The sequence below is a fragment of the Flavobacterium sp. N2038 genome (assembly GCF_025947185.1).
GTDB lineage: Bacteria > Bacteroidota > Bacteroidia > Flavobacteriales > Flavobacteriaceae > Flavobacterium.
Genome location: NZ_CP110001.1, coordinates 857,004 through 880,775 on the forward strand (window position 1 = coordinate 857,004; position 23,772 = coordinate 880,775).

A 23,772-nucleotide genomic window follows, 5' to 3' on the forward strand; every position below is an offset into this window, starting at 1 on the left:
TATAATGCATTTTTATTAGGTTTTAACAATCTATAATTTTCTTCTGCCAGTTTTTTGAATATCGGATTAACGCTTGTAAAAATTTAAATATCTCCAAAAAGCAAATCGCTTTTCATTCTGCTTTAACAATCCTGCCAGGATAGTTATTTAATATCTCTGTTCTGATACGAGGTGTTTTAAATTTTTAAAATGATTTTCATTTGAGTTTGAACTAAAATTTTAATATTTAAATGTCATGAGATGGAAAAACACTTACTTAAACGCTCAATTTGCTCGTGGTTTCTTATTCAATCTTTAGCAACTTATCACTTTTATTCCGTATTATTTTTTAATTCGAAGCTAAAGCTAGCTTTGTTGTTTGTATTATTTTCAATACCATTATTCGCACAACCTCCACATACATTTACGGCAAACGGGTCATTAGAAGTTCCGGCTGGGATAGTGTCAGTTAGTGTCGAAGCCTGGGGAGCAGGAGGAGCAGGAGGAGGTGCCAGTGGTGCTCTTGGAACTACAGGAAGAAGTGCAGGTGGTGGCGGTGGCGGTGCTTATGCAAAAGGAACAATTACTGTAGTCGCAGGTACCACATTGCAAGCCATAGTTGGTAAACAAACTATAGGAACAGCTATTAGCGGAACTACTGGAGAAAGTTCTACAATTTTGGGTTTTGAAACTAGTATCTTAGCATTAGGTGGCTCCGGCGGGACTGCAAATACAACAGGAAATCAGCCTGGAGGTGGGGCAGGTGGAGCTGCTGCGGGTTCAATAGGAAATCTCGTAAGAACTTCGGGTTCAGCAGGTGATCCCGGAAATGCCGTTTTAGTAGCAGCCTTACTTGCTTCGGGAAAAGGCGGCAATAGTCCAAATGGCGGAAATGGTGGCGCTGCAGCTTCTACTTTACTTTTGGCCAGCTTTCCGGGAAATATCGGAAGTCCTCCCGGAGGAGGAGGAAGCGGGGCAATAAATTGTTCAGGAGCTGCTGCCCAGCTCGGAGGTACCGGAGCTGCCGGTCAGGTTAAAGTAACTTATGTTTGTCCTACTTATAGTATTTCTGGTGTAGCCACAACAGGAGTTACCGCAGATAACGTTTGTGCAACTTTGGGTACTTCTGAAGTTACAATTTCGACTACAGCCGCTTCATTACCAATTGGCGTTTATACAGTTACGTATGGACGAGGTAATCCAATTACAACATCAGGACAGGCTTCTATGACTGTAACAACTGCCGGAACAGGAAAATTTACAGCCACAGGTTTAACGACTGTTGGCGCAAGTAGAATAACAGTAACGAATCTAAAATCGGGAGTTTGTTCTTCTAATACTAATAATTACATAAACATAACCGTATTTTCGGCGACCGTGCCAGGTGCAGTTAGCGGGGGAAGTACAATTTGTAGTGGACAGACGAGTGCAGCATTATCATTGGGTGGCAGTACAGGCTCAGTTACTAAATGGCAATCGATGGCTAATTCTGCTTCAGTCTGGACAGATATTGTAAATAGTACCACTAGTTACACTTCCGGTGCTCTAACAGAGACCACACAGTTTAGAGCTGCAGTAAAAAACGGTACCTGTGATGAGGTTTTTTCTACACCAACTACAGTAACTGTAAATCCTTTGCCTCAGGGAAGTTTAAGCGTAAACGGACCATTTTGTGATACTGGCTCTCCGCAATTACTATTTACAGCTACAGCAGGTACTGGCCCCTATACAGTGGTTTATACAGAAAATGGTGGAGTAAATCGCTCTGCTACAGGTGTAGTGAGTGGTACAGCTTTTGCACCATTTACCAATTCAATCAGTACATCAACAGTTTATACTTTGGTCTCTGTTACAGGATCCAATAATTGTATCCGTAATTCGGGATTTACGAGCGGAACAGCTACCGTAACAGTAAATCCTTTGCCTCAGGGAAGTTTAAGCGCAAATGGACCATTTTGTGATACTGGCTCTCCACAATTACTATTTACAGCTACAGCAGGTACAGGCCCCTATACAGTTGTTTATACAGAAAATGGTGGAGTAAATCGTTCTGCGACAGGTGTAGTGAGCGGTACAGCTTTTGTGCCATTTACCAATTCAGTCAGTACATCAACAATCTATACCTTGGTCTCTGTTACAGGAGCGAATAATTGTGTTCGGAATTCAGGATTTACAGGTGCAGCAGCTACAGTAACAGTAAATCCTTTACCTCAGGGAAGTTTAAGCGCAAATGGACCATTTTGTGATACTGGCTCTCCACAATTACTATTTACAGCTACAGCAGGTACAGGCCCCTATACAGTTGTTTATACAGAAAATGGTGGTGTAAATCGCTCTGCTACAGGCGTAGTGAGTGGAGCAGCCTTTGTGCCATTTACCAATTCAGTCAGTACATCGACAGTTTATACTTTGGTCTCTGTTACAGGATCGAATAATTGTATCCGTAATTCGGGATTTACAGGCGGAACAGCTACGGTAACTGTAAATCCTTTGCCTCAGGGAAGTTTAAGCGCAAATGGACCATTTTGTGATACTGGCTCTCCACAATTACTATTTACAGCTACAGCAGGTACAGGCCCCTATACAGTTATTTACACAGAAAATGGTGGTGTAAATCGCTCTGCTACAGGCGTAGTGAGTGGTACAGCTTTTGTGCCTTTTACCAATTCAATCAGTACATCGACAGTTTATACTTTGGTCTCTGTTACAGGAGCCAATAACTGTGTCCGCAATTCAGGATTTACGAGCGGGACAACTACGGCAACAGTGAACCAAATTCCTGCTCCAAGTTTTACTGTACAGCCGGCATCATCAGTTTGTATAAGCACCAGTGTGACTTATACAACGCAACCGGGGCAGTCAAACTACATTTGGTCGGTTTCAGGAACAGCGGGAATTGACTATGTGATACTTTTAGGTGGAACTACTAATTCAAGTAATACCGTAACCCTGCAATGGAATACAATTGGAAATAAAACAGTAACGGTAAGGTATACTTCAAACGGCTGTTCTGCGGTTTCGGATGCAACCAGTTTAACAACGGTGACAAAAACGGTACCGGGAACTGTTAGTGGAGGATCGCATGTATGCAATGGCAATTCCAGTCCGCTGTTAACATTAGACGGCTATAGCGGTACAATTGTTCGTTGGGAATATGCAGAAGCTCTTCCTTATGTCTGGCAACCAATAAACAATACTAATAATACATATCAACCTGGAATATTAGCGGTAAGTACAAGTTATAGAGCAGTCGTGAAAAATGGAACTTGTGCGGAAGAATTTGCTACAGAAACAAGAATTGAGGTCGATACTAAACCATCAACACCTTTGATCGGAACTGTTGTACAACCAACGTGTATAAATCCTACCGGAAGCATTGTGCTAAATGGCTTAGAGGGTGTGCCAAATTGGACAATAACACAAACAGGAACATCGCCTCAAACTTATACGGGTTCAGGAAATAATTATACGGTACTTAATTTAACACCTGGAAATTACTCTTTTGCTATTTATCAGGTTTCAAGCTGCCCTTCGTCACCAACTATTTCTGTTGAAATTAAAGCACCGGTTACAAATGTCTGGGATGGTACTTCATGGTCAAAAGGAAGCGCGCCAATTGCTACCGATGCTATTGTGTTTAGCGGAAACTATCAGACAATCGGAGATTTGAAAGGCTGTTCTTGTACCGTAAATTCAGGAGTTGAGGTTACTGTTAATTCCAATCATACATTAACAATTGATAATTCGGTTAGCAACAATGGAGGAAAACTGACTTTTGAGAATAATGCAAGTTTGGTACAAGTTAACAATGCTGTAAATACAGGAAATATAATTTACAAGCGAAACACAACACCGGTTAGGCGTTATGATTTTACTTTTTGGTCTTCTCCAATTACCCGTACACCTGCTTTTACATTAAATAATTTGTCTTCAAATACTCTAGCCGATAAATATTATAAATACGATGCAGTAAGCGGCTGGCAGATTAGTTATGGAGGAACAGCTCCAATGATTGCTGGTAATGGCTATATTGTTAGAGCCCCGCAAAATTATGATATAGATATACCAGCTGTTTATAATGCAACATTTACCGGAGTTCCAAATAATGGAACCGTTTTAGTACCAGTACCAGTTGCCGAAAAATCATATTTATTAGGAAATCCTTATCCATCGGCAATTTATGCAGATCAGTTTATTGTGAGTAATACAACTAATTTATATGGTACACTGTATTTTTGGACACACAATTCACCTCCAAGTAAAGATGTTTTGGGTAATGCAGTTTATAATTATACTACAGAAGATTATGCAATTTACAATCTAACAGGAAGTACAACTGTTGGACAAATGCATGGAGATGGTGCAACAACCCCGGAAATAAGAATCCTCCTTTAGGATATATTGCAGCAGGTCAGTCCTTTTTTGTGAAATCAAAAACAACCCAAAGTGCTGTCTTTACCAATGCAATGCGCGTTACGGGAAATAACAGTCAGTTTTTTAAAACCGTAAATTCAAATAAAGAGAATGTTGAAAGACATCGTATTTGGATTAATTTGACCAATACACAAGGAGCATTTAAACAAATTTTAATTGGCTATGTTGAAGGTGCAACAAATGGATGGGACAACAATTATGATGGGTTTTCTGTAGACGGAAACAAGTATTTGGATTTTTATAGCATTAATGAAGACAGAAAATTGGTTGTGCAAGGTCGTGCCTTACCTTTTTTAGAGTCCGATACAATTCCTATAGGATACAAAACTATAATTGCAGGTGAATTTACAATTGGCATTGATCATTCAGATGGAGATTTAAGTACACATCCTGTTTATCTGGAGGATACGAAAACAAATACAATGCAGGATTTGCAAAGTAAAGGTTATACGTTCAAAACAGCAATCGGAACTTTTTTAGATCGATTTGTACTACGTTATTCGAAAACGCTCGGAACCGGAGACTTTGAAAATCCGGCCAATGCTATTTTAATAGCAGTAAAAGATAAAGTAGTTTCTGTGCGATCGCAAAAGGAATTGTTGTCTGGCGTTTCAGTCTATAATGTAAATGGGACTTTGATTTACAGAACAAAAGAGGTTAACGCACTTGAGTTGCAAATACCAAATATGCACGTGGCAGGTCAGGTTTTGTTAGTAAAAGTAACATTAGAGAACGGAAGCACAACAGTACAAAAAGTAATTTATTAATGTTAATCTAAAAGCAGTCAGATTTTTAAAATCTGACTGCTTTTTATTTAAAAAATATTTTGAACTTTTTCATTTTGCAATTAATCCATTTTTAGGACATTTAAAGGCATTATTTGACAGGGAGACTCATATTGTTAGGTTAAAAAGAAAAATGCTGTAATTAGTAGATTTTGGTTCTAAAAGAGCAATGTAATCGTTCGTTTTCATTTTAGTATGAGCTTTATTAAATCCATCTTTATGATTAGCGGGTTACCCTGGTCAGTTCTTCAATAACAATCGGGATTTATTTTTTACATATTGGGAACAAATTCAGCTTATGAGATTTTTTTATCCTTTCGGGTTGCTTTTTCTTTATCTCTTTAAAATAAAAAAATGCTTATAACATTGTGTTATAAGCATTTTTAAAATATTTATTGAAAGTGAACTTCGTGTAATTAAATTTTTGATTTGATTGAATGTTCAAGGTTTCTTTCGATAGTATGTCCGGGTCTTGACCATTTTGGTTTTTCGCCTAAAGGAGCAAATTGAGAATCTTCTGCTTCTACTGTTTTTGGCTGAGAAACTTTTGTGAATGGTTTTTGTGGATTTAATCCTAAAAGTTCAAACATCTTCATGTCTTCGTGTACATCAGGATTTGGGGTTGTAAGTAATTTATCTCCGGCAAAAATTGAGTTTGCCCCTGCAAAAAAGCACATTGCCTGTCCTTCACGACTCATATTTGTTCTTCCTGCAGATAAACGCACCTGAGTTTCTGGCATTACAATTCTTGTAGTAGCCACCATTCTGATCATTTCCCAGATTTCAACTGGTTTTTCATCTTCCATTGGAGTTCCTTCAACAGCTACCAAAGCATTAATTGGCACTGATTCCGGTTGTGGATTTAAAGTAGAAAGAGCTACAAGCATTCCCGCTCTGTCTTCAATACTTTCTCCCATTCCAATAATTCCGCCACTACAAACAGTAACATTTGTTTTACGAACGTTTTCGATTGTTTCTAGACGGTCCTCAAAAGCACGTGTCGAAATAACATCTTTATAATAATCTTCAGAGGTATCTAAATTGTGATTATAGGCATATAAACCGGCTTCTGCTAAACGTTGTGCCTGATTTTCAGTAATCATACCAAGTGTACAGCAAACCTCCATGTCAAGTTTATTAATGGTACGAACCATCTCTAAAACCTGATCAAATTCTTCACCATCTTTTACGTTTCTCCAGGCAGCACCCATACAAACGCGTGAAGATCCACTTGATTTTGCACGAAGAGCCTGTGCTTTTACCTGACTTACACTCATTAGGTCATTCCCTTCAACTCCTGTGTTATAGCGCGCAGCCTGCGGGCAATATCCACAGTCTTCAGGACATCCTCCGGTTTTGATAGATAATAGAGTCGAAACCTGAACTACGTTAGGGTCATGTTTTTGCCTGTGAATGGTTGCAGCTTCATATAAAAGGTCCATCAAGGGTTTGTTATATATGGCGATTATCTCGTCTTTAGTCCAGTTGTGTTTTGTAATGCTCATGAATACATTGTTTTTGAAGCCTCAAAAATAGTTAATTTGTTCTAATCAACCAATGCTGAATTTTGTGAATGAATATTTGGCCGTTATTTTCAAAAAAGAAACACTCTAAAATCATAGAATTATACATTTTTATGATATTAGAGTGCTAAATGTTATGATTTATGTGAAATATTAATCGGCTACATATTTATTGTTCCAATATAGCATCATCAATAAAGTTACAATTACAGAAGAAGCAATTCCTTCAAACAACAAGCAAATACAATAAGTTGGTACAGAAGGATTTCCTCCAAACATAAAAGTTGCAGATAATGTTTTTACATAAGCGTCTCCGCCACGTGCATAACTATAAACTAATAATCCGAATATGCTCAACGCTACGCCAACCACAGATGTTGCCATTGCAGAAACAGCATTCGATACAAAATTGGTTTCGCCTTCATGGAGATTCATTTGCATAGTTCTGTTTACACCATAAAAGATAAAAAATACATTTAAGACACGTAAATAGAATAAATCTGCCAGACCAAGTACATTCATCAATAAAAAATAAATGCCTATTCCCAGGAATATTAGAAACCCGTTGGTAATTTCTTTAGGTAATTTCATAGTGGTTATTTTTAAAGAAGTTAATAGTAAATATGTGAAAAACAGAGTTCTATATCAAATTTACTAAAAAAATAACTACGATGATTTAAAAAACACGAAAAGTATTTTTAGAGAAATATTAAAGTTGTTCGATAAATTTTAAGGCATCAATTTTATCTTGATTTAACTGTGCTTTCAATAATTCGACTGAACCAAATTTTTGTTCTTCACGAAGATAATGCAACAGCGAAACTTCGATTTTTGCACCATAAATATCAGCATCAAAATCAAAAAGATGGACTTCAATAGTTTGTTTTTGCCCATTTACAGTAGGATTGAAGCCAATGTTCATCATTCCAAAAATTTCTTTAGTATCTACAATAGCTTTAACCGCATAAACACCATTTTTTGGAATCAATTTATAATCTTCTTCAATCTCAATATTTGCCGTTGGAAAACCAATTGTTCTCCCCAGCTGCTTTCCTTTCACTACAGTACCAGATAAAAAATAAGCATACCCAAGATATTCATTGGCCAATGTCATATTTCCTTCGGTAAGTGCTTTTCTGATTTTGGTAGAGCTTACAGAAACGTCCTGAATTTCTTGTGCAGAAATTTGTTCAACTTCAAAACCATATTCTATTCCAAAAGCGATTAAATCATCAATATTTGCAGTTCTGTTTCTGCCAAAACGATGATCATGCCCAATAATTATTTTCTGAATATGAAACTGGTCCACTAAAATCGAATGCACAAATTCTTCGGCAGTAAGTCTTGAGAAGCTTTCGTTAAAAGGATGAATAATAAGATTTTCTATTCCTGTTTCTTCCAGAAGCTTTGTTTTTTCACCAATAGTGTTTAAAAGTTTTATTTCTGATTTTTCCTGCAATACCATTCTGGGATGCGGAAAAAAAGTAAGTACCAAACTTTCGTATTTGCCGTTTTCGGTGTTCTGAGTAATTCGTTCAAGAATTTTTTTATGACCAATATGCACGCCATCAAAGGTTCCAAGAGTTAAAATTGTTTTCTTGGTTGAACGGAAATCGTTTATAGAATGAAAGAGCTTCAAAACAAATAATTTAAGATGGTGCAAATTTATACTATCTATTTTAAATTTGATACCAAGCTTAATTGATTTTTACTGAGAATATCTTACTTTTTGTGAAAATAAACCAACTCATCGATTAAAAAGTATTAAATGTCGTTTATATGTAAGAATTTGATTTAATTCTTTTAATTTTGATCTTTCTAAGTGACTCTGAATATGAAAAAACAATTACTTTTTATATTATTTATTTTTGCCTTTGCCAATATTCATGCTCAAAGCGATGATTTATGGCAAAAAACCAATCCGAATACTTTTTTAAGTAAAAAGACAAATGAGGCGGATTCTGAAAAATTATATTATAAATTAAGCTCAGATCACCTACGGACGAAGCTTTCTTCAATAACTAATACTACGTCAAAAAAAACTAAGACTGAAATTACAATTCCAAACCTTAATGGTGTTCTGGAAAAGTTTTCGGTTTGGGAATCTTCAAATTTTGAACCGGAATTACAGGCAAAATATCCTGAGATCAGAGCTTACGAGGGATCTGGTTTAGATGATAAAACAGCAAAAATTCATTTCAGCGTTTCACCATTTGGAATACAAACTATGGTATTTCGTGCTGATAAATCGACTGAGTTTATTGAAGAAAATCCGGATGACAAGTCGCAGTATGTTTTATTTGCCAAAAGTGATAAGGCTTCAAAAGGACTGATATGTCAAACAGAAGACAAAAAAAGTGATTTAATTACTTCGGCAAAAACAGGGAAAACGACATCAAATGCAAAAGTTTTTAAAACATTGCGTCTGGCATTATCCTGTACAGGCGAGTATACTAAGTTTTTTGGTGGTACAAAGGCTCAGGCTACTAGTGCAATGAACGCAACACTAACAAGAGTTAATGGTGTCTTTAATAAAGATTTGGCTGTAAGACTGATATTGATTTCAAATAATGACGCTATAATTTATACCGATCCAACAACAGATCCTTACTCTGATGCAAAAACAGGAGTAAAAGGATCCTGGAATACAGAAGTGCAAAATAATCTGACTTCGGTAATAGGAAATAGCGGTTATGATATCGGACATTTATTTGGTGCTACGGGTGGAGGCGGAAATGCCGGATGTATTGGGTGTGTTTGTGATAATCCAACCTCTGATGAGCCTTTAGGAAAAGGAAGTGCTTTTACTTCTCCATCTGACGGAAAACCTCAGGGAGATACATTCGATATTGATTTTGTAGCACATGAACTTGGACATCAGTTAGGGGCAATGCATACTTTTTCTTTTGATTCTGGAGAGAGAACAAGTGTAAATGTCGAGCCGGGAAGTGGTTCTACCATTATGGGTTATGCTGGTATTTCTGATGGGTATGATGTTCAGATGCATTCAGACGATTATTTTGCTTATGCCAGTATTTTACAGATTCAGGATAATCTGGCTACAAAAAGTTGCCCGGTAAGTACAGCAATAACCAATAACCCACCTGTAATCAATGCCGGTGCTAATTATACAATTCCCATTTCTACAGCATTTATTTTGACAGGAACAGGATCTGATCCGGAAGGAGATTCAGTAACTTACAATTGGGAAGAATATGATAATGCAACAACGACATCTGAAGAAAATAGCAAGGCTTATCCAACAAAACCAGACGGGCCTTTGTTTAGATCCGTTATTCCAAGTAGTAGTCCAGTTCGTTACATGCCTGGTTTTAACTCAGTTCTTCAAAATAGATTAACCACTACCTGGGAGTCTGTGACGTCTATTGCAAGAACGTTGCATTTTACTTTAACTGGTAGAGATAATGCCGCTTCAGGGGCAGCTCAGACCAATACAGCTCAAATGATTGTAAACGTTTCTTCTTCAGCCGGACCGTTTGAAATTACATCGCATGTTAACGATGATGTAAGTTGGTGGCAGGGATTGAGTGAAACGGTTACTTGGAATGTAAATAATACCAATACATTGCAAGGTTCGTCTACTGTTGATATTAAATTGTCTACAGACGGAGGAGCAACTTTTCCGATAACTTTAGCTGCAAATACACCAAATGATGGTTCCGAAGTTATTGTTCTTCCAGCCAGTGTACCCTCTTCAAAAAATTGCAGAATTTTGATTCAGCCAACAGGCAATATCTATTATGCTATAAACAAAAAGCCTTTTGCAGTAGGATATACATCAACTACAACTTGTAATTCATATAGCTTCGGGAGTTCATTTTCGATCCCTAATACAACTACCTTTGTTACAAAAACAGTAACAGTTCCGGCAACTGATGCTGTAATTTCAGATGTAAATGTCTTGATTAATGTAACGCATGAGAATCTTTCGGATCTGGAAATTCAAATTGTAAATCCTCAGGGAACCATTGTACAGTTGTTTAATAAAAGCTGCACTGCAACAAACTCAACTTTAGCCCTTCAGTTTGATGATTCGGGAGCCACTTTAGATTGTGGTAAAACAACACAACAAATTGTTGTTCCGGTAGATTTTTTAAGTGTCTTTAATGGTCAAAGCCCTGCTGGAACCTGGACTTTTCGAGTAAGAGATGCGGTTGTTGGAAGCTTTGGAACTATAAATTCGGCTTCAGTAAACATTTGTGGTCAGACATTTACACTAGATGCAGTTGATTTTGATAAAATAGATTTTAATCTTTACCCAAATCCAAACAAAGGAAATTTCAATATTCAGTTTAAAAGCGATTCATTATCCGAAATAAAGATTTTTGTACATGATATTTTAGGTAAGATAGTATATTCAAATACATATGGAGCAACGAAACAATTTAGTCAAAATATTCAGTTGCCAAATGTTTCTTCCGGAATGTACCTTATTACCGTAATTGACGGAGATAAAAGAACGGTAAAGAAAATTGTGGTGAACTAAAAGGTTCTCAAATTCCAAAATCTCAAATTCCAAATTCCGATCAAATTACTGTTTGATTGGAATTTGGAATTTTGGTTTAAAATGTATTTCCGGCTAGTGTGCTACTGCCATACATACAATACTGATTTTTGCACCGGGTATTTTTAGTAATGCACGCGCACATGCCTCAAGTGTGGCTCCGGTTGTTAATACGTCGTCAACAATTAAAAAGTGTTTGTGGTGATTTGTTTCTGAAAAATGGACATCAAAGATAGAATCAATATTTTCAGATCTGCCTAACAGATTTTTCTTTGATTGTGTTTTTGAATAACGCTTTCGATATAAAACAGTGTCATCAAAAATAAGATTTAAAGAAGCTGCCAAAGTTTTTCCAAAAGTTGTAACCTGATTATAGCCTCTCTCTTTAAGTTTTTTAGAATGCAGCGGTACTGGAATTATAATATCAAAAGGTTTGTTCAGTTTCAGATCTTTTAAATCTTCAGCATACCAACTGCCTAAAACAGTGCCTATTTCTTCATGACCTTTGTATTTTAAATTATGAATAAGTTCCTGAACAATACCTTTTTTATTAAAATACAGAAGAGCCGATGCGTGTTCAATCTCGATTTTTCCATAAAATTTCTTAACAGCTTCGTTATTAGAATCTAAATGATATTGCGTAAGCGGTAATTCATGACGACAAATGGTACACAAAACAGTTTCATTTGTCATCAAAACCGATCGGCATCCGGAGCAAACTTTTGGAAAAAACAGATTTATGATATAATTAAACACAAATAGAAAGAATTTAGTTACAAAAATAACGAAATTGATGTTTCAATCTTTGTAATTTTTCTTTTTTTTAAACGTACTTTTTATATTTTTGCATCACTATGGCAAAACAAGACGATTTATTTAAGAATGTGGTTTCGCACGCAAAAGAGTACGGATTTATTTTTCCGTCAAGCGAAGTATACGATGGATTGAGTGCAGTGTATGATTATGCACAAAATGGTGTCGAGTTAAAAAAGAATATTCGTGAATATTGGTGGAAATCAATGGTTCAGATGAATGAAAATATTGTAGGACTAGATGCTGCAATATTAATGCACCCAACTACCTGGAAAGCTTCGGGCCACGTTGATGCATTCAATGATCCATTAATTGACAATAAAGATTCTAAGAAAAGATATAGAGCAGACGTTTTAGTTGAAGATTATGCTGAAAAGATTAATCTGAAAGCTAAAAAAGAAATCGAAAAAGCAAAAGCTCGTTTTGGCGATGCATTCAACGAAGAGGAATTTGTAACTACAAATGCGCGAGTAATTGAATATTTGGCTAAAGAAAGAGAAATCAGAGAGCGTTTAGGACGTTCTTTAGGTAATGGAGATCTGGAAGATGTAAAAGCTTTGATCGATGAGCTTGAAATTGCTGATCCTGAAACCGGTTCAAGAAACTGGACAGAGGTTAAGCAATTTAACTTAATGTTCGGAACTAAATTGGGAGCTTCTGCAGAATCTGCAATGGATCTTTATTTACGTCCGGAAACAGCTCAGGGTATTTTTGTGAACTTCCTGAATGTTCAGAAATCTGGTCGTATGAAAGTTCCTTTTGGAATTGCTCAAACAGGTAAAGCATTTAGAAACGAAATTGTTGCAAGACAATTTATTTTCCGTATGCGTGAATTCGAACAAATGGAAATGCAGTTTTTCGTGCGTCCGGGAGATGAGATGAGATGGTACGAACACTGGAAAACTACACGTTTAAACTGGCACTTATCTTTAGGATTAGGAAAAGATAATTACCGTTTTCACGATCACGAAAAATTAGCACATTATGCCAATGCAGCTGCCGATATTGAATTTAATTTCCCTTTTGGTTTCAAAGAATTAGAAGGTATTCACTCTCGTACTGATTTTGACTTAAAAGCACACGAAGAATACTCAGGTAGAAAATTACAATATTTTGATCCTGAATTAAATGAAAACTATGTACCATACGTTGTAGAAACCTCTGTAGGTCTGGATCGTATGTTTTTAGCAGTTTTTGCAACATCGTTGCAAGAAGAAACTTTAGAGGATGGTTCGTCAAGAACAGTGCTTAAATTACCAGCGGTATTAGCACCAACAAAAGCAGCGGTTTTACCATTAGTTAAAAAAGATGGGTTGCCTGAAATTTCAAGAAAAATCATCGAAGATTTAAAATGGGATTTCAATGTTGCTTATGATGAAAAAGATGCTGTAGGTCGTCGTTACAGAAGACAAGATGCATTGGGAACACCATTTTGCATTACTGTAGATCACCAGACTCTAGAAGACGAAACAGTAACAATTCGTCATAGAGATACAATGAAACAGGATCGTGTTAAGATTAGCGAATTAAGAGCTATTATTGAAAACGAAGTTTCGATGAAAAACTGGTTAATGAAAATGTAATTTTCTTAATTAATATGATAAAAATCCCAAATTCCTGTGAGGAGTTTGGGATTTTTTTAATTTTAAAAAGTGTATTTTGTCGAACATTTTTGCATTTCATCTTTATGTATTAACATTTCCGGTTAATATGTTAACAATGAATCATTTGTAAAAGTGATATGTGTAAATTTATTTGCCCCTTTGTATGCTAAAGTTAAAAGATGGAGATAGAGATGCCGATTGTTACTTATTAAAAAATCATTAAAATAAAAATTGAAAAAGTATTCGTACATCATTATTGACAATGACGCTGAAAGTATTTTGAAGACCAGAATTGTTGCAGAAGGGTTTTCGGAGTTAACTTTTATAGCCTCGGCTACGAATTACCATCAAGGTTTAAATTTGGTTTTAGAATATCGTCCTTCTTTTATTTTTTTAGAAATTGATCCCGAAAATTCGCTAAGTAATTTATCACTTGCATTTATTGGCGAATTGTATCGGTATTTGTCTGTTATCCCCAAAGTTATTATCACTACAACTAAAAAGGATCTGGCGTTTGATGCCATTCAGTATAACGTTTTTGATTATATTCTGAAACCTTTAACACATGTAGATTTGTTAAAGACCCTTTTAAAACTGCAAAAGACCCTTTCGGAATCTAAAGACACACGTTTTGAAGAGAATGTTGTTAATGTACCTGATTTAGAGCGAGTTAGTTTGTTTGAAGAAAATTCTGATTTAAAGGAAGAAATTCAGCCTGTAGTAGTAGAAGATCATAAAATAACTTTTGAAGCCGAAAAACCACTTATAATCTGCGTTAAATCATATGGAGATTATCGGTACATGAATGCTTCTGATATTTGTTATTTTCAGGCAGATAATAATTCTACCGATATATTCCTCGCTTCGGGCGAAATGGTCACCGCTTTTAAGACTTTAAAGCATTTTGAAAGTGTTTTATTACATCCGTTTGTCCGAATTCATAATAGTTATATAATCAATCAAAACTATATTGCCAGAATTCATAACGGAAACTCAGTTTGTTACATCAAAAATTCCTCAAAAAAGATTCCTTTTTCCAAGACTTACAAAGCAAACGTTGATTCAATTATCGCAGATATCGCCGACGGTAATTATTTAGAGATCTAAATATTAAGTGTTTACATGTATTTGACGCTCAGTGACTATCATTTGGGCATGATCTACCATAAACACTGGTTTTAATGTAAATTTTTTCTGTTTCCGGGTATAATTTTACACCACTGATTTGCACAATGCAATCATCTCCAAAAACAAAAAAAAAGACAAAACATTAAAACCTCAAATCATGAAAAAAACAGCTTTAATATTCGGATTATTTTCTTTAGTAGTAGTAGCAACTTCATTCGTAACTCCAGAAAAAATAAATACATCAGTTGCAGAAGGTATTGACATTATGATTGGTACCGATGGAGGACAAGGAAGAGTAGGTAAAAAATCAGATTTTGCATATGATAACTCAAATCATAAAAATTCAGCAAATAAATTAAATAGTTTTAATCTTGATAGTCAATTTACCACATCAAAAGTAAAAGTAGACTAAGAGAAACATAAATATATTAATAATAAGGTTGTCCAGTTTTGGGCAACCTTTTTTTTATGTCTATAGTTTTAGTATTTTTGATAAAAATCATAGACATCCCTTGAAAAAACATTCTCAGATATTATTGTTTTTAATTCTTGTCCTGTTTGGTTGTACCAATAATACTAAGAAAGATGAAAATGTAAAATCTTCAATAGATAGTCTGCCTATTTATTTCTCGTTGGCAAATGATATTAATTTGCCTTTTAACTATAAACAAAAGTATAATCAAAAAGCATTTGATGTTGTTATTGTTCAGGAGAATGATTCTATGAATAGAGTTAATCTATTTAAAATTGCTAATCGCTATTACAATATGAGCGATTGGAAATCCTATAAAAAAATATCTAAATTGGTTTTGGAAAGAGCAATAAGTAGTAAAGATTCATCCAGTATTGGTAAAGCTTATACTTATTTGGGAGATTATTATCAATCTCAAATGGTTTCGGATAGTGCCTTTTTGAATTATTTCAGAGCAGAGAAAATATATTTAAGAAACAATGATGATATTAATCTGGTAAAAACTCTTATAGCCAAAGGAGATTTGCAGTTGAGTGAAGGGGATTTTTTTGAAAGTGAAATTAGTATTTTTAAAGCACTTAAGATTTTAAAGACGAAAAAAGACGTAAATAAAGATCTTTATGACTGTTATAATTTACTTGGAATTATATACAATGAGCGCGAAGAGTATGATAAAGCACTTGAATATCATAATAAAGCATTGTCTATGCTTGAAGATAAAACAATTTTATCACAATTCCAACAAAGAGCGATTTCACTAAATAACATCGGATATGTTTATTTAAAGATGCATAATTTTAATCAAGCCAAAAAATATTTTAAAAGAGGATTGGAGCAAAAAGATTTATTTAATGGGAATACAACTATCTACGCAATGCTTTTAGATAATTTTGCTTATTCTAAGTTTAAATCGAAGGAATTTACAGAACTGCCTTCACAATTTTACCAAGCTTTAAAAATTAGGGACAGTCTGAAACTTGAATCTGGAATTATATTAAATAAAAACCATCTGTCTGAATATTATGCCTTTAAGAAAGATACCTTCAGAGCAATTCAGTATGCGAGGCAAGCTTTAATTTTATCCAAAAAATCAAATACAATAAGAAATATATTGGAATCACTTAAGCAAATTGCTATTGTTGATCCCCAAAAAGCATCTGTTTATTCTAAGGAATACATTCATCTTAATGAGAAATTGCTGAAAGCAGAACGAAAAATGGGAGAAAAATTCTCCCGTATCGAATATGAAACCAACGAGATAAAAGATCAAAACTCAAATTTACAAGAGAAGAATAAAACATTAATCTATGTTTTTAGTATTTGTACTCTGGTGGGTTTGTTTTTTTATGTTTACAAAACACAACAAGCTAGAAACAGAGAGTTACTTTTTAAGCAGCAACAGCAAATTGCAAATGAAGACATTTATAATTTAATGATTTCACAGCAGAACGAGATCGAACAAACCCGAATCAAAGAAAAGAAAAAAGTTGCACAGGAACTGCATGACGGTGTTTTGGGCAGAATGTTTGGCGTAAGAATTAGTTTAGACAGCTTAGATAAAATTGATGAAGCTCAGGCGGCCGCAAAGAGAAAAAAGTACCTGACAGAGCTAAAAAATATAGAGGAAGATATTCGTGAAATTTCGCATGATTTAAATAGAGAAAAATCAGAATTAATTAATAATTTTGTTGCGATTTTAAAGAAACTGTTTGAAAATCAGCGAAACACGCATTATTCTAAATTAATTACAAAATTTGACCCTCATATAAAATGGGAACTGGTCGATAATATTGTCAAGATTAATTTGTACAGAATTGTCCAGGAGGCACTTCAGAATTGTAATAAATATGCCAAAGCTGATGTCATTATAGTGGAGTTTAAAAGCGAAATCGATTATTTGATTTTATCTATTTTAGATGACGGAATTGGCTTTAATACTAAAAGAACAAAGAACGGAATAGGATTGCATAATATTCAGTACAGAGCAACTGAATGTAAGGGTACAGTTACAGTAAAATCTGCCAAAGGAGAAGGAACAATTCTCACCGTTAAAGTCCCAATCGATCAAAAAATTAACCTACATAATAATGACATTTGACCCAACTCCATTTTCGCCGGTACTTAAGCGAAATATTTTAATTGTAGACGACCATCCTTTTATTATTGAAGGATATAAAAATGCAATTACCCGGTATAATCCAAAAGAGTATGATTTTGTTATTGCTCAGGCTTTTGATTGCAGATCTGCTTATGATTTGCTGGAAGATAAAGATACTCTGGATTTTGATATCGCTTTTTTAGACATCAGTATGCCGGCCTATGAAGATAAAGAGCTTTTTTCTGGTGAAGATCTGGCCAAATTGATCATGAAAAAAATGCCGCATTGTAAAATTATCCTTCTTACAATGTATACAGAGTTGCTAAAAATTAAAACGATCATTAGAACAATTAATCCCAATGGGCTAGTGATAAAAAATGATTTAACTTTTGACGAGCTTCTTTTTGCTTTTGATAAAGTAATGAAAAATGAAAAGTACTACAGTCAATCGGTAGTAAAAATGCTGAATCAATCTGTACATAATTCGATAGAGATCGATCAATTCGACAAACAGATTTTGTTTCATTTGTCAAAAGGAACACAAATAGAAGAAATGTCGCATTATATTCCGATTTCTTTAAGAGCCATAGAAAAAAGAAAAGTAAACTTAAAAGACTTATTGAAGATACGAACTGGTTCTGATGAAGAATTGGTTAAAGAAGCAAAAAGTAAAGGGCTCTTTTAAAAAGTTAAATCCAAAAAAAATAAATTCCAAATTCCAATGCTGATGATCATATTGGAATTTGGAATTTTTTATTTGGAGTTTCTAAGCGATTATTCGCTCAAGGCGTCCCATCCACGTGCTTTTAAGGCAATTTTTGTATTTGCACGTGTTACAAGATGTATTCCTTCACTTTCGTCTGCCATGTGGCCAATAATAGAGAAGTTCGGGTTTCCTTTTATTTTGTCAAAATCATTAATATCGATTGTAAACAATAATTCATAATCTTCACCTCCGTTTATGGCAACAGTGGTGCTGTCTATATTAAATTCTTCACAAGTAGAAATAAACTGTGGATCCAAAGGCAGTTTGTCTTCATATAAATTACAACCCACTTTTGATTGTTTACATAAATGAATAATTTCAGAAGATAATCCGTCTGAAATATCAATCATCGAAGTTGGTTTTATTTCAAGAGCATGCAATAAAGTTCGAACATCTTTACGTGCCTCAGGTTTTAACTGTCTTTCAACCAAATAAGTATAAGGATCAAGATCTGGCTGACTATTTGGATTCACCTGGAATACCTGCTTTTCACGCTCTAAAACCTGTAATCCCATATATGCTGCACCAATATCTCCGGTTACAACAAGCAAATCAGTTTGTTTTGCACCGTTTCGATAAACGATTTCATCTTCATTTGCTTCGCCAATTGCTGTTATGCTTATAATTAATCCTTTTTGAGATGAGGTAGTATCACCACCAATAACATCAACTTTATATTCTTTTGCTGCATGTGTGATTCCTTCAAATAATTCTTCTAAGGCTTCAAGCGGAAAGCGATTAGAAACTGCAACAGAAACTGTTATTTGAGTTGCTTTTGCATTCATGGCACAAATATCAGAGATATTTACCACAACCGCTTTGTATCCTAAATGTTTCAATGGCATGTAAGCCAGATCAAAATGTACGCCTTCAATCAATAAATCTGTAGAAACAACTACTTTTTTATCCTTAAAATCCAGAACTGCTGCATCATCGCCAATACTTTTTAAAGTAGATTCCTGCGTAACATCAAAATTTTTGGTTAAATGTTCAATTAAACCAAATTCTCCCAATTGAGCTATACTGGTACGCTGCGGATTTTTATCTTCAATCATTTTTTCTAAAGTTCCAAAGTTATTTAGGCGCAAAGGTACAAAGGTTTTTATTTATAAAGGTACAAAGTTTTTGAGGCACAAAGTGACAAAGGTTTTGTCTCTAGAAACGCACTGCAGTAGGGTTCTAAAGATCGATAATTAAAAAAAACAAAATTTATTTTTTCCTGCTGACAAACTGTTGTCACCTGACCATTTTACTTTTGAAGTATTAAAAATTTAAAACTTTAAAATCATGAAAACATTAGAAGCACAAGTTATTACTTCAGAAGATTTATTGAAACACTGGCAAGGTCATAGAGCTTTAACGCGTCGTTTAATTGAAATTTTCCCGGAAAAGGATTTCTTCGAATTTTCAATTGGAGGCATGAGACCTTTCGCAAAATTAGTAGACGAGCTTTTGGCTATTGCGGTTCCGGGTTTAAAAGGAATCGTAACAAAAGAAACTGCACCATTTTCAGAAGGAACTGAAAAACTAATTTTCAAAGCACAATATCTTGAAAAATGGGATGAGGCTACACAAGAAATTAATAAATATTGGGAACAATTATCGGTTGAGGATTTTAGTGAAACCTTTAATCTTTTTGGTCAGTATGAATTCCCAATTATTCAGAATATCTTATATTTTATTGATAACGAAGTTCATCACAGAGGTCAGGCTTATGTATATTTAAGAGCATTAAATATCGAACCGCCATTTTTCTGGGAGAGATAATTAAAAAGTAATTAACTTTAAAAGCCAAAAAAACTTCATTCAATAAAAAATTAAATTTAAAGATTATGAGTTTAAAAAGTATGATGTCCAATTACGCTAACTACAATTTATGGGTAAATCAGCAATTTGTAAATTGGCTTTCGCCGAAATCTGACGAATTGCTTTATGCAGAAGTTTCTTCGAGTTTTTCAAATATCATGAAGACATTGGATCATATTTGGTCTACAGAAGAATATTGGTTTTCTGTTATTTCAGAGACCTCACCGGAAGAAAAGAAAGAACTTAGCGAATTATCCAGTGCCGATGTATTTGCCGGATTATTAAATTCATCTCAAAAACTTACAGATTTTATTCATTCATTGTCAGAAGAAGCTTTGGTAAAAAAGGTTAAAATTAGTAATCCATGGTTTGAATGTGAATTGCCGCTTTCTGAGTATTTATTACAAGTTGTTAATCATGGTACTTATCATAGAGGTCAGATTGTAACGATAGGAAGAAATATTGGTATAACTGATGCATCAAATACAGATTATAATTTTTATAATGTTGTAAAAGGACAGAAATAAGGTTTGAAAAAAAACTCCTAAAGGCAAAATAACAGATTGCTCTTTAGGAGTTTTTTTATAAAAGTCTTTGTCTGTTGATTTCTAATAATTCTAAAGTTCTTGTTTTAAGACTTTCTGGTTCCAAAATTGTGGCATAATCACCAAACATTAAAAACCAACGAGGAAATCCGCTGTCGATATCCTTGCACATAAAGGTCATTTCGATCTTTCCGTCAACTTCTTTTTCAGAAACATAACCATGATATTTTCTTTCAGTTGCCAGATATCGGGCAATTTTTTTCTCAATCAGAATTCGAACTTTTACGGTTGGACGAGTTTCGGTTTTTGTCAAATAAGTTTCTAAAGAATTATGTTCGATAGTAAAACCTGATTCCGTTTTCCTGATTCCGAGAATTCTGTCGGTTCTAAATTGGCGATAGTCTTTTCTCAAATGACAATAACCTAAAAAGTACCAATTGTTGTGGTCGTGAAAAACGCCCACAGGTTCGATGTTTCTTTCGTTCGTTTCATCACTTTCAAAAGTTTTATACGAAAGTAAAATCTGTTTTTTTTCTGCAATACCTTCAAACAGTATAGCCAGAGTATTGGGTGAGTTATCATTAAACATGGGTTCTGCAGTTTGCATAACAATTCTGGATTCAATGTTTGAAAGATAATCTTTATCTGCACTTCGTAGAACGGACTTTAATTTGTACATCGCCGATGAATAATGTGTTCCCAAAGTAGGATCGGTAAATTTCTGCATCAGTTTTTCGGCCGCTATAAAACTGCTTACTTCTTCACGGGTAAACATTACCGGCGGAAGCCGATAACCATCCATTAATGCATAACCAACTCCGGCTTCGCTATAAATAGGAACTCCGGAAGCTTCCAAAGTTCTGATGTCTCTGTAAATAGTTCTCAGACTGCACTCAAAACGATCGGCCAATTCCTGAGCTTTTACAATTTTTTTGGATTGTAATTGAATAAGAATGGCAACAATTCGGTCAAATCGTTTTGGAGTTTCGTCAAGCATCTTTTCTTTTTTAGTTTCAAAGGTTAGAAGTTCAAAGTTACAAAGGTTTAATCTTTATAGAAATAAAAAAGCTGTTCCAAATTGAAACAGCTTTTACTCTATAAGTCGAATGAATTTAAACATTTTTTTGCATCTTTACAGAATTATAGTATTAAATTTCAGGGTATAGAATGAGACTTCCTTTTGAGCCGGTTATTTTGGGGTATGAAATTAATATCCATTTAGTTTTAGAATATCTCGCATTTTTTTTAGGATATCGATATTATGTTTTTTTGAGAAAAAAATCCAATGATACTATTGTTTCAGGCAATAGGTTATCAATCATATTAGGAGCGGCAATTGGAGCTTTTATGGGCTCCAGAATTATGGGCTTTCTGGAAAATCCTGTTTTTCATTTTGATGCAAAATCAATTTTTGAACTCTTCAATGCAAAAACAATTATGGGAGGGTTGTTTGGCGGACTGTTAGGGGTTGAAATCGCAAAGAAGATTATCGGCGAAAAAGAATCATCAGGCGACTTATTTACTTTTCCGATTATTTTTGGAATTTTTATAGGGAGAATAGGCTGTTTTTTATCTGGTACAAATGAGTTTACGTATGGAAAAAAAACGACCTTTTTTACGGGTATGAATCTTGGTGATAATATTATAAGACACCCAATTGCCTTATATGAATTAGTTTTTCTGATTATTTTGTTTCTTGTTTTGAAGAAATTAAAAACCAGAACGGTTAAAAGCGGACTGTTATTTCAGTATTTTATGATTGCTTATTTTACGTTTCGCTTTTTTGTGGAATTTTTAAAACCAAATCATTTCCTGATTTTTGGAATTAGTTCGATTCAGATTTTATGTTTGATATGTCTGCTCTATTATAACAAAACAATTTTAAATTTATTTGTAAAAAATGCCAGTTAGAAAATATACTTATTATGACTTTACCTTAAGCCTTTGTCCAGAATGCTTAAAAAGAATTGATGCAAAAATTGTTTTTGAAGACGAGAATGTCTACATGCTTAAAAGATGTCCAGAGCATGGAAGTTCTAAGGTTTTAATTGCTGACGATATTCAGTATTACAAGAATATTCGAAACTACAATAAGCCATCAGAGATGCCGTATACTTTTAATACAAAAACGCATTATGGCTGCCCTTACGACTGCGGTTTATGTCCGGATCACGAACAGCATTCCTGCTTGACAGTTGTAGAGGTTACCGATCGATGTAATCTGACATGTCCAACTTGTTATGCCGGTTCATCGCCTAGTTATGGCAGACACCGGACTCTTGAAGAAATAAAAGCGATGCTTGATACGGTTGTTAAAAATGAAAAAGAACCAGACGTAGTACAAATTAGTGGCGGTGAACCAACTATACATCCTCAATTTTTTGAAATTTTGGATTATGCAAAATCAATTCCGATAAAACATTTAATGCTAAATACAAATGGAATTAAAATTGCAAAAGATAAAGAGTTTGTTCAGAGATTAAAAAGCTATTCTCCGGATTTTGAAATCTATCTTCAGTTTGATTCTTTTGAGGACAGTGTTTTGCAGGAACTGCGCGGAGCTGATTTAAGTGAAATACGAAAACAAGCTTTAGAAAATCTAAACGAAGTTAATTTGTCTACTACTTTGGTTGTTACACTTCAAAAAGGATTAAACGATCATGAAATAGGTAAAATTATTGAGTTTGCACTAAAGCAAAAATGCGTTCGTGGGGTTACATTTCAGCCGACTCAAATTGCAGGTCGACTGGAGAATTTTAATTTAGAAACTGACCGGATGACATTAACAGAAGTAAGAAGAAAAATTCTGGAGCAGTCGACAGTTTTTAATTCAGATGATTTGCTTCCTGTTCCTTGTAATCCTGACGCTTTGGTAATGGGGTATGCGTTGAAGTTAGGAGACGAAGTTTTTCCTCTTACGCGATATATTAATCCAAATGATTTATTGGACAATAGTAAAAACACCATTATTTATGAGCAGGATGAAGTACTTCGAGGTAAAATGATAGACCTGTTTAGTACTGGAAATTCTGTAGAAGTGGCACAGGAAAATTTGAAATCGATATTATGTTGTTTACCTAATATTGATGCTCCGGAATTAGGCTATGACAATCTGTTTAGAATTATTATAATGCAGTTTATTGATGCCTATAATTTTGATGTGAGAGCAATAAAAAAATCATGTGTACATATTGTCAATAAGGATAATAAAATAATCCCATTCGAAACAATGAATTTGTTTTACAGAGACGATAAAATAGAAAGACTTGAAGAATTAAGAACTAAAGTATAGAG

Annotated in this window: 18 protein-coding genes; 12 read left to right on the plus strand and 6 right to left on the minus strand. The window is 34.5% G+C overall.

Features of this window, described 5'->3' with window-relative positions:
• Positions 1-354 precede the first annotated feature (354 nt).
• Together OLM51_RS03710 and OLM51_RS03715 are read left to right on the plus strand one after the other, a co-directional pair.
• Positions 355-4,374, plus strand: coding sequence for a beta strand repeat-containing protein (locus tag OLM51_RS03710; RefSeq protein WP_264553059.1), 4,020 nt, complete (start codon positions 355-357; stop codon positions 4,372-4,374).
• A gap of 29 nt (positions 4,375-4,403) precedes the next feature.
• Positions 4,404-5,180 (plus strand): T9SS sorting signal type C domain-containing protein, encoded by a 777-nt coding sequence (locus OLM51_RS03715; protein WP_264553060.1) that lies wholly within the window; start codon positions 4,404-4,406, stop codon positions 5,178-5,180.
• Between the two features lie 434 nt (positions 5,181-5,614).
• Here the strand turns inward: OLM51_RS03715 and bioB are convergent, their stop codons facing one another.
• From bioB to OLM51_RS03735, 3 genes are all read right to left on the minus strand, one after another.
• The gene (bioB, locus tag OLM51_RS03725) at positions 5,615-6,703 is read right to left on the minus strand and encodes a biotin synthase BioB (RefSeq protein WP_264553061.1); all 1,089 of its coding nucleotides are present in this window, start codon (positions 6,701-6,703) and stop codon (positions 5,615-5,617) included.
• A 171-nt stretch (positions 6,704-6,874) separates the two neighbouring features.
• Complete coding sequence (locus tag OLM51_RS03730) at positions 6,875-7,312, minus strand: hypothetical protein (protein WP_264553062.1); 438 nt, start codon at positions 7,310-7,312, stop codon at positions 6,875-6,877.
• A 118-nt stretch (positions 7,313-7,430) separates the two neighbouring features.
• The gene (locus OLM51_RS03735) at positions 7,431-8,360 is read right to left on the minus strand and encodes a bifunctional riboflavin kinase/FAD synthetase (RefSeq protein ID WP_264553063.1); all 930 of its coding nucleotides are present in this window, start codon (positions 8,358-8,360) and stop codon (positions 7,431-7,433) included.
• A gap of 195 nt (positions 8,361-8,555) precedes the next feature.
• Between OLM51_RS03735 and OLM51_RS03740 the strand changes: the two genes are divergently transcribed.
• Positions 8,556-11,228 carry a reprolysin-like metallopeptidase gene (locus OLM51_RS03740; RefSeq protein WP_264553064.1) on the plus strand — a complete coding sequence of 891 codons (2,673 nt, stop codon included), beginning with the start codon at positions 8,556-8,558 and terminating at the stop codon, positions 11,226-11,228.
• A 93-nt stretch (positions 11,229-11,321) separates the two neighbouring features.
• Here the strand turns inward: OLM51_RS03740 and OLM51_RS03745 are convergent, their stop codons facing one another.
• Positions 11,322-12,002, minus strand: a complete 681-nt coding sequence (locus tag OLM51_RS03745) for a ComF family protein (RefSeq protein ID WP_264553065.1) — start codon at positions 12,000-12,002, stop codon at positions 11,322-11,324.
• A gap of 98 nt (positions 12,003-12,100) precedes the next feature.
• On the opposite strand from OLM51_RS03745, the gene OLM51_RS03750 reads away from it, so the two are divergent.
• The 5 genes from OLM51_RS03750 (at position 12,101) to OLM51_RS03770 (ending at position 18,046) form a co-directional block, all read left to right on the plus strand.
• Entirely contained in the window at positions 12,101-13,642 is a 1,542-nt protein-coding gene (locus OLM51_RS03750) for a glycine--tRNA ligase (protein ID WP_264553066.1), read from the plus strand.
• A gap of 252 nt (positions 13,643-13,894) precedes the next feature.
• Positions 13,895-14,770, plus strand: a complete 876-nt coding sequence (locus OLM51_RS03755; RefSeq protein ID WP_264553067.1) for a LytR/AlgR family response regulator transcription factor — start codon at positions 13,895-13,897, stop codon at positions 14,768-14,770.
• A 178-nt stretch (positions 14,771-14,948) separates the two neighbouring features.
• Entirely contained in the window at positions 14,949-15,203 is a 255-nt protein-coding gene (locus OLM51_RS03760; RefSeq protein WP_264553068.1) for a hypothetical protein, read from the plus strand.
• Positions 15,204-15,303: 100 nt separating this feature from the next.
• On the plus strand, positions 15,304-17,361 hold the full coding sequence (locus OLM51_RS03765; protein ID WP_264553069.1) for an ATP-binding protein: 2,058 nt from the start codon (positions 15,304-15,306) through the stop codon (positions 17,359-17,361).
• Positions 17,351-18,046, plus strand: coding sequence for a response regulator transcription factor (locus tag OLM51_RS03770; RefSeq protein ID WP_264553070.1), 696 nt, complete (start codon positions 17,351-17,353; stop codon positions 18,044-18,046). The genes OLM51_RS03765 and OLM51_RS03770 overlap by 11 nt, the downstream gene beginning before the upstream one ends.
• 89 nt (positions 18,047-18,135) lie before the next feature.
• Here the strand turns inward: OLM51_RS03770 and thiL are convergent, their stop codons facing one another.
• Positions 18,136-19,182 carry a thiamine-phosphate kinase gene (gene thiL / locus OLM51_RS03775; RefSeq protein WP_264553071.1) on the minus strand — a complete coding sequence of 349 codons (1,047 nt, stop codon included), beginning with the start codon at positions 19,180-19,182 and terminating at the stop codon, positions 18,136-18,138.
• Between the two features lie 232 nt (positions 19,183-19,414).
• Here thiL and OLM51_RS03780 point away from each other — a divergent pair, with 232 nt between their 5' ends.
• Together OLM51_RS03780 and OLM51_RS03785 are read left to right on the plus strand one after the other, a co-directional pair.
• Positions 19,415-19,894 carry a DinB family protein gene (locus tag OLM51_RS03780; protein WP_264553072.1) on the plus strand — a complete coding sequence of 160 codons (480 nt, stop codon included), beginning with the start codon at positions 19,415-19,417 and terminating at the stop codon, positions 19,892-19,894.
• Between the two features lie 65 nt (positions 19,895-19,959).
• Positions 19,960-20,460: a DinB family protein gene (locus OLM51_RS03785; protein ID WP_264553073.1), complete on the plus strand. Its 501-nt coding sequence runs from the start codon at positions 19,960-19,962 to the stop codon at positions 20,458-20,460.
• Between the two features lie 55 nt (positions 20,461-20,515).
• On the opposite strand, the gene OLM51_RS03790 is transcribed toward OLM51_RS03785, so the two are convergent.
• Positions 20,516-21,475: a helix-turn-helix transcriptional regulator gene (locus OLM51_RS03790; protein WP_264553074.1), complete on the minus strand. Its 960-nt coding sequence runs from the start codon at positions 21,473-21,475 to the stop codon at positions 20,516-20,518.
• Positions 21,476-21,645: 170 nt separating this feature from the next.
• Between OLM51_RS03790 and OLM51_RS03795 the strand changes: the two genes are divergently transcribed.
• Both OLM51_RS03795 and OLM51_RS03800 read left to right on the plus strand, forming a co-directional pair.
• A complete protein-coding gene (locus OLM51_RS03795) occupies positions 21,646-22,389 on the plus strand; it encodes a prolipoprotein diacylglyceryl transferase (protein ID WP_264553075.1) in 744 nt (247 codons plus the stop codon).
• Positions 22,379-23,770: a radical SAM protein gene (locus OLM51_RS03800; protein WP_264553076.1), complete on the plus strand. Its 1,392-nt coding sequence runs from the start codon at positions 22,379-22,381 to the stop codon at positions 23,768-23,770. Before OLM51_RS03795 ends, OLM51_RS03800 begins: the two co-directional genes overlap by 11 nt.
• Positions 23,771-23,772 lie beyond the last annotated feature (2 nt).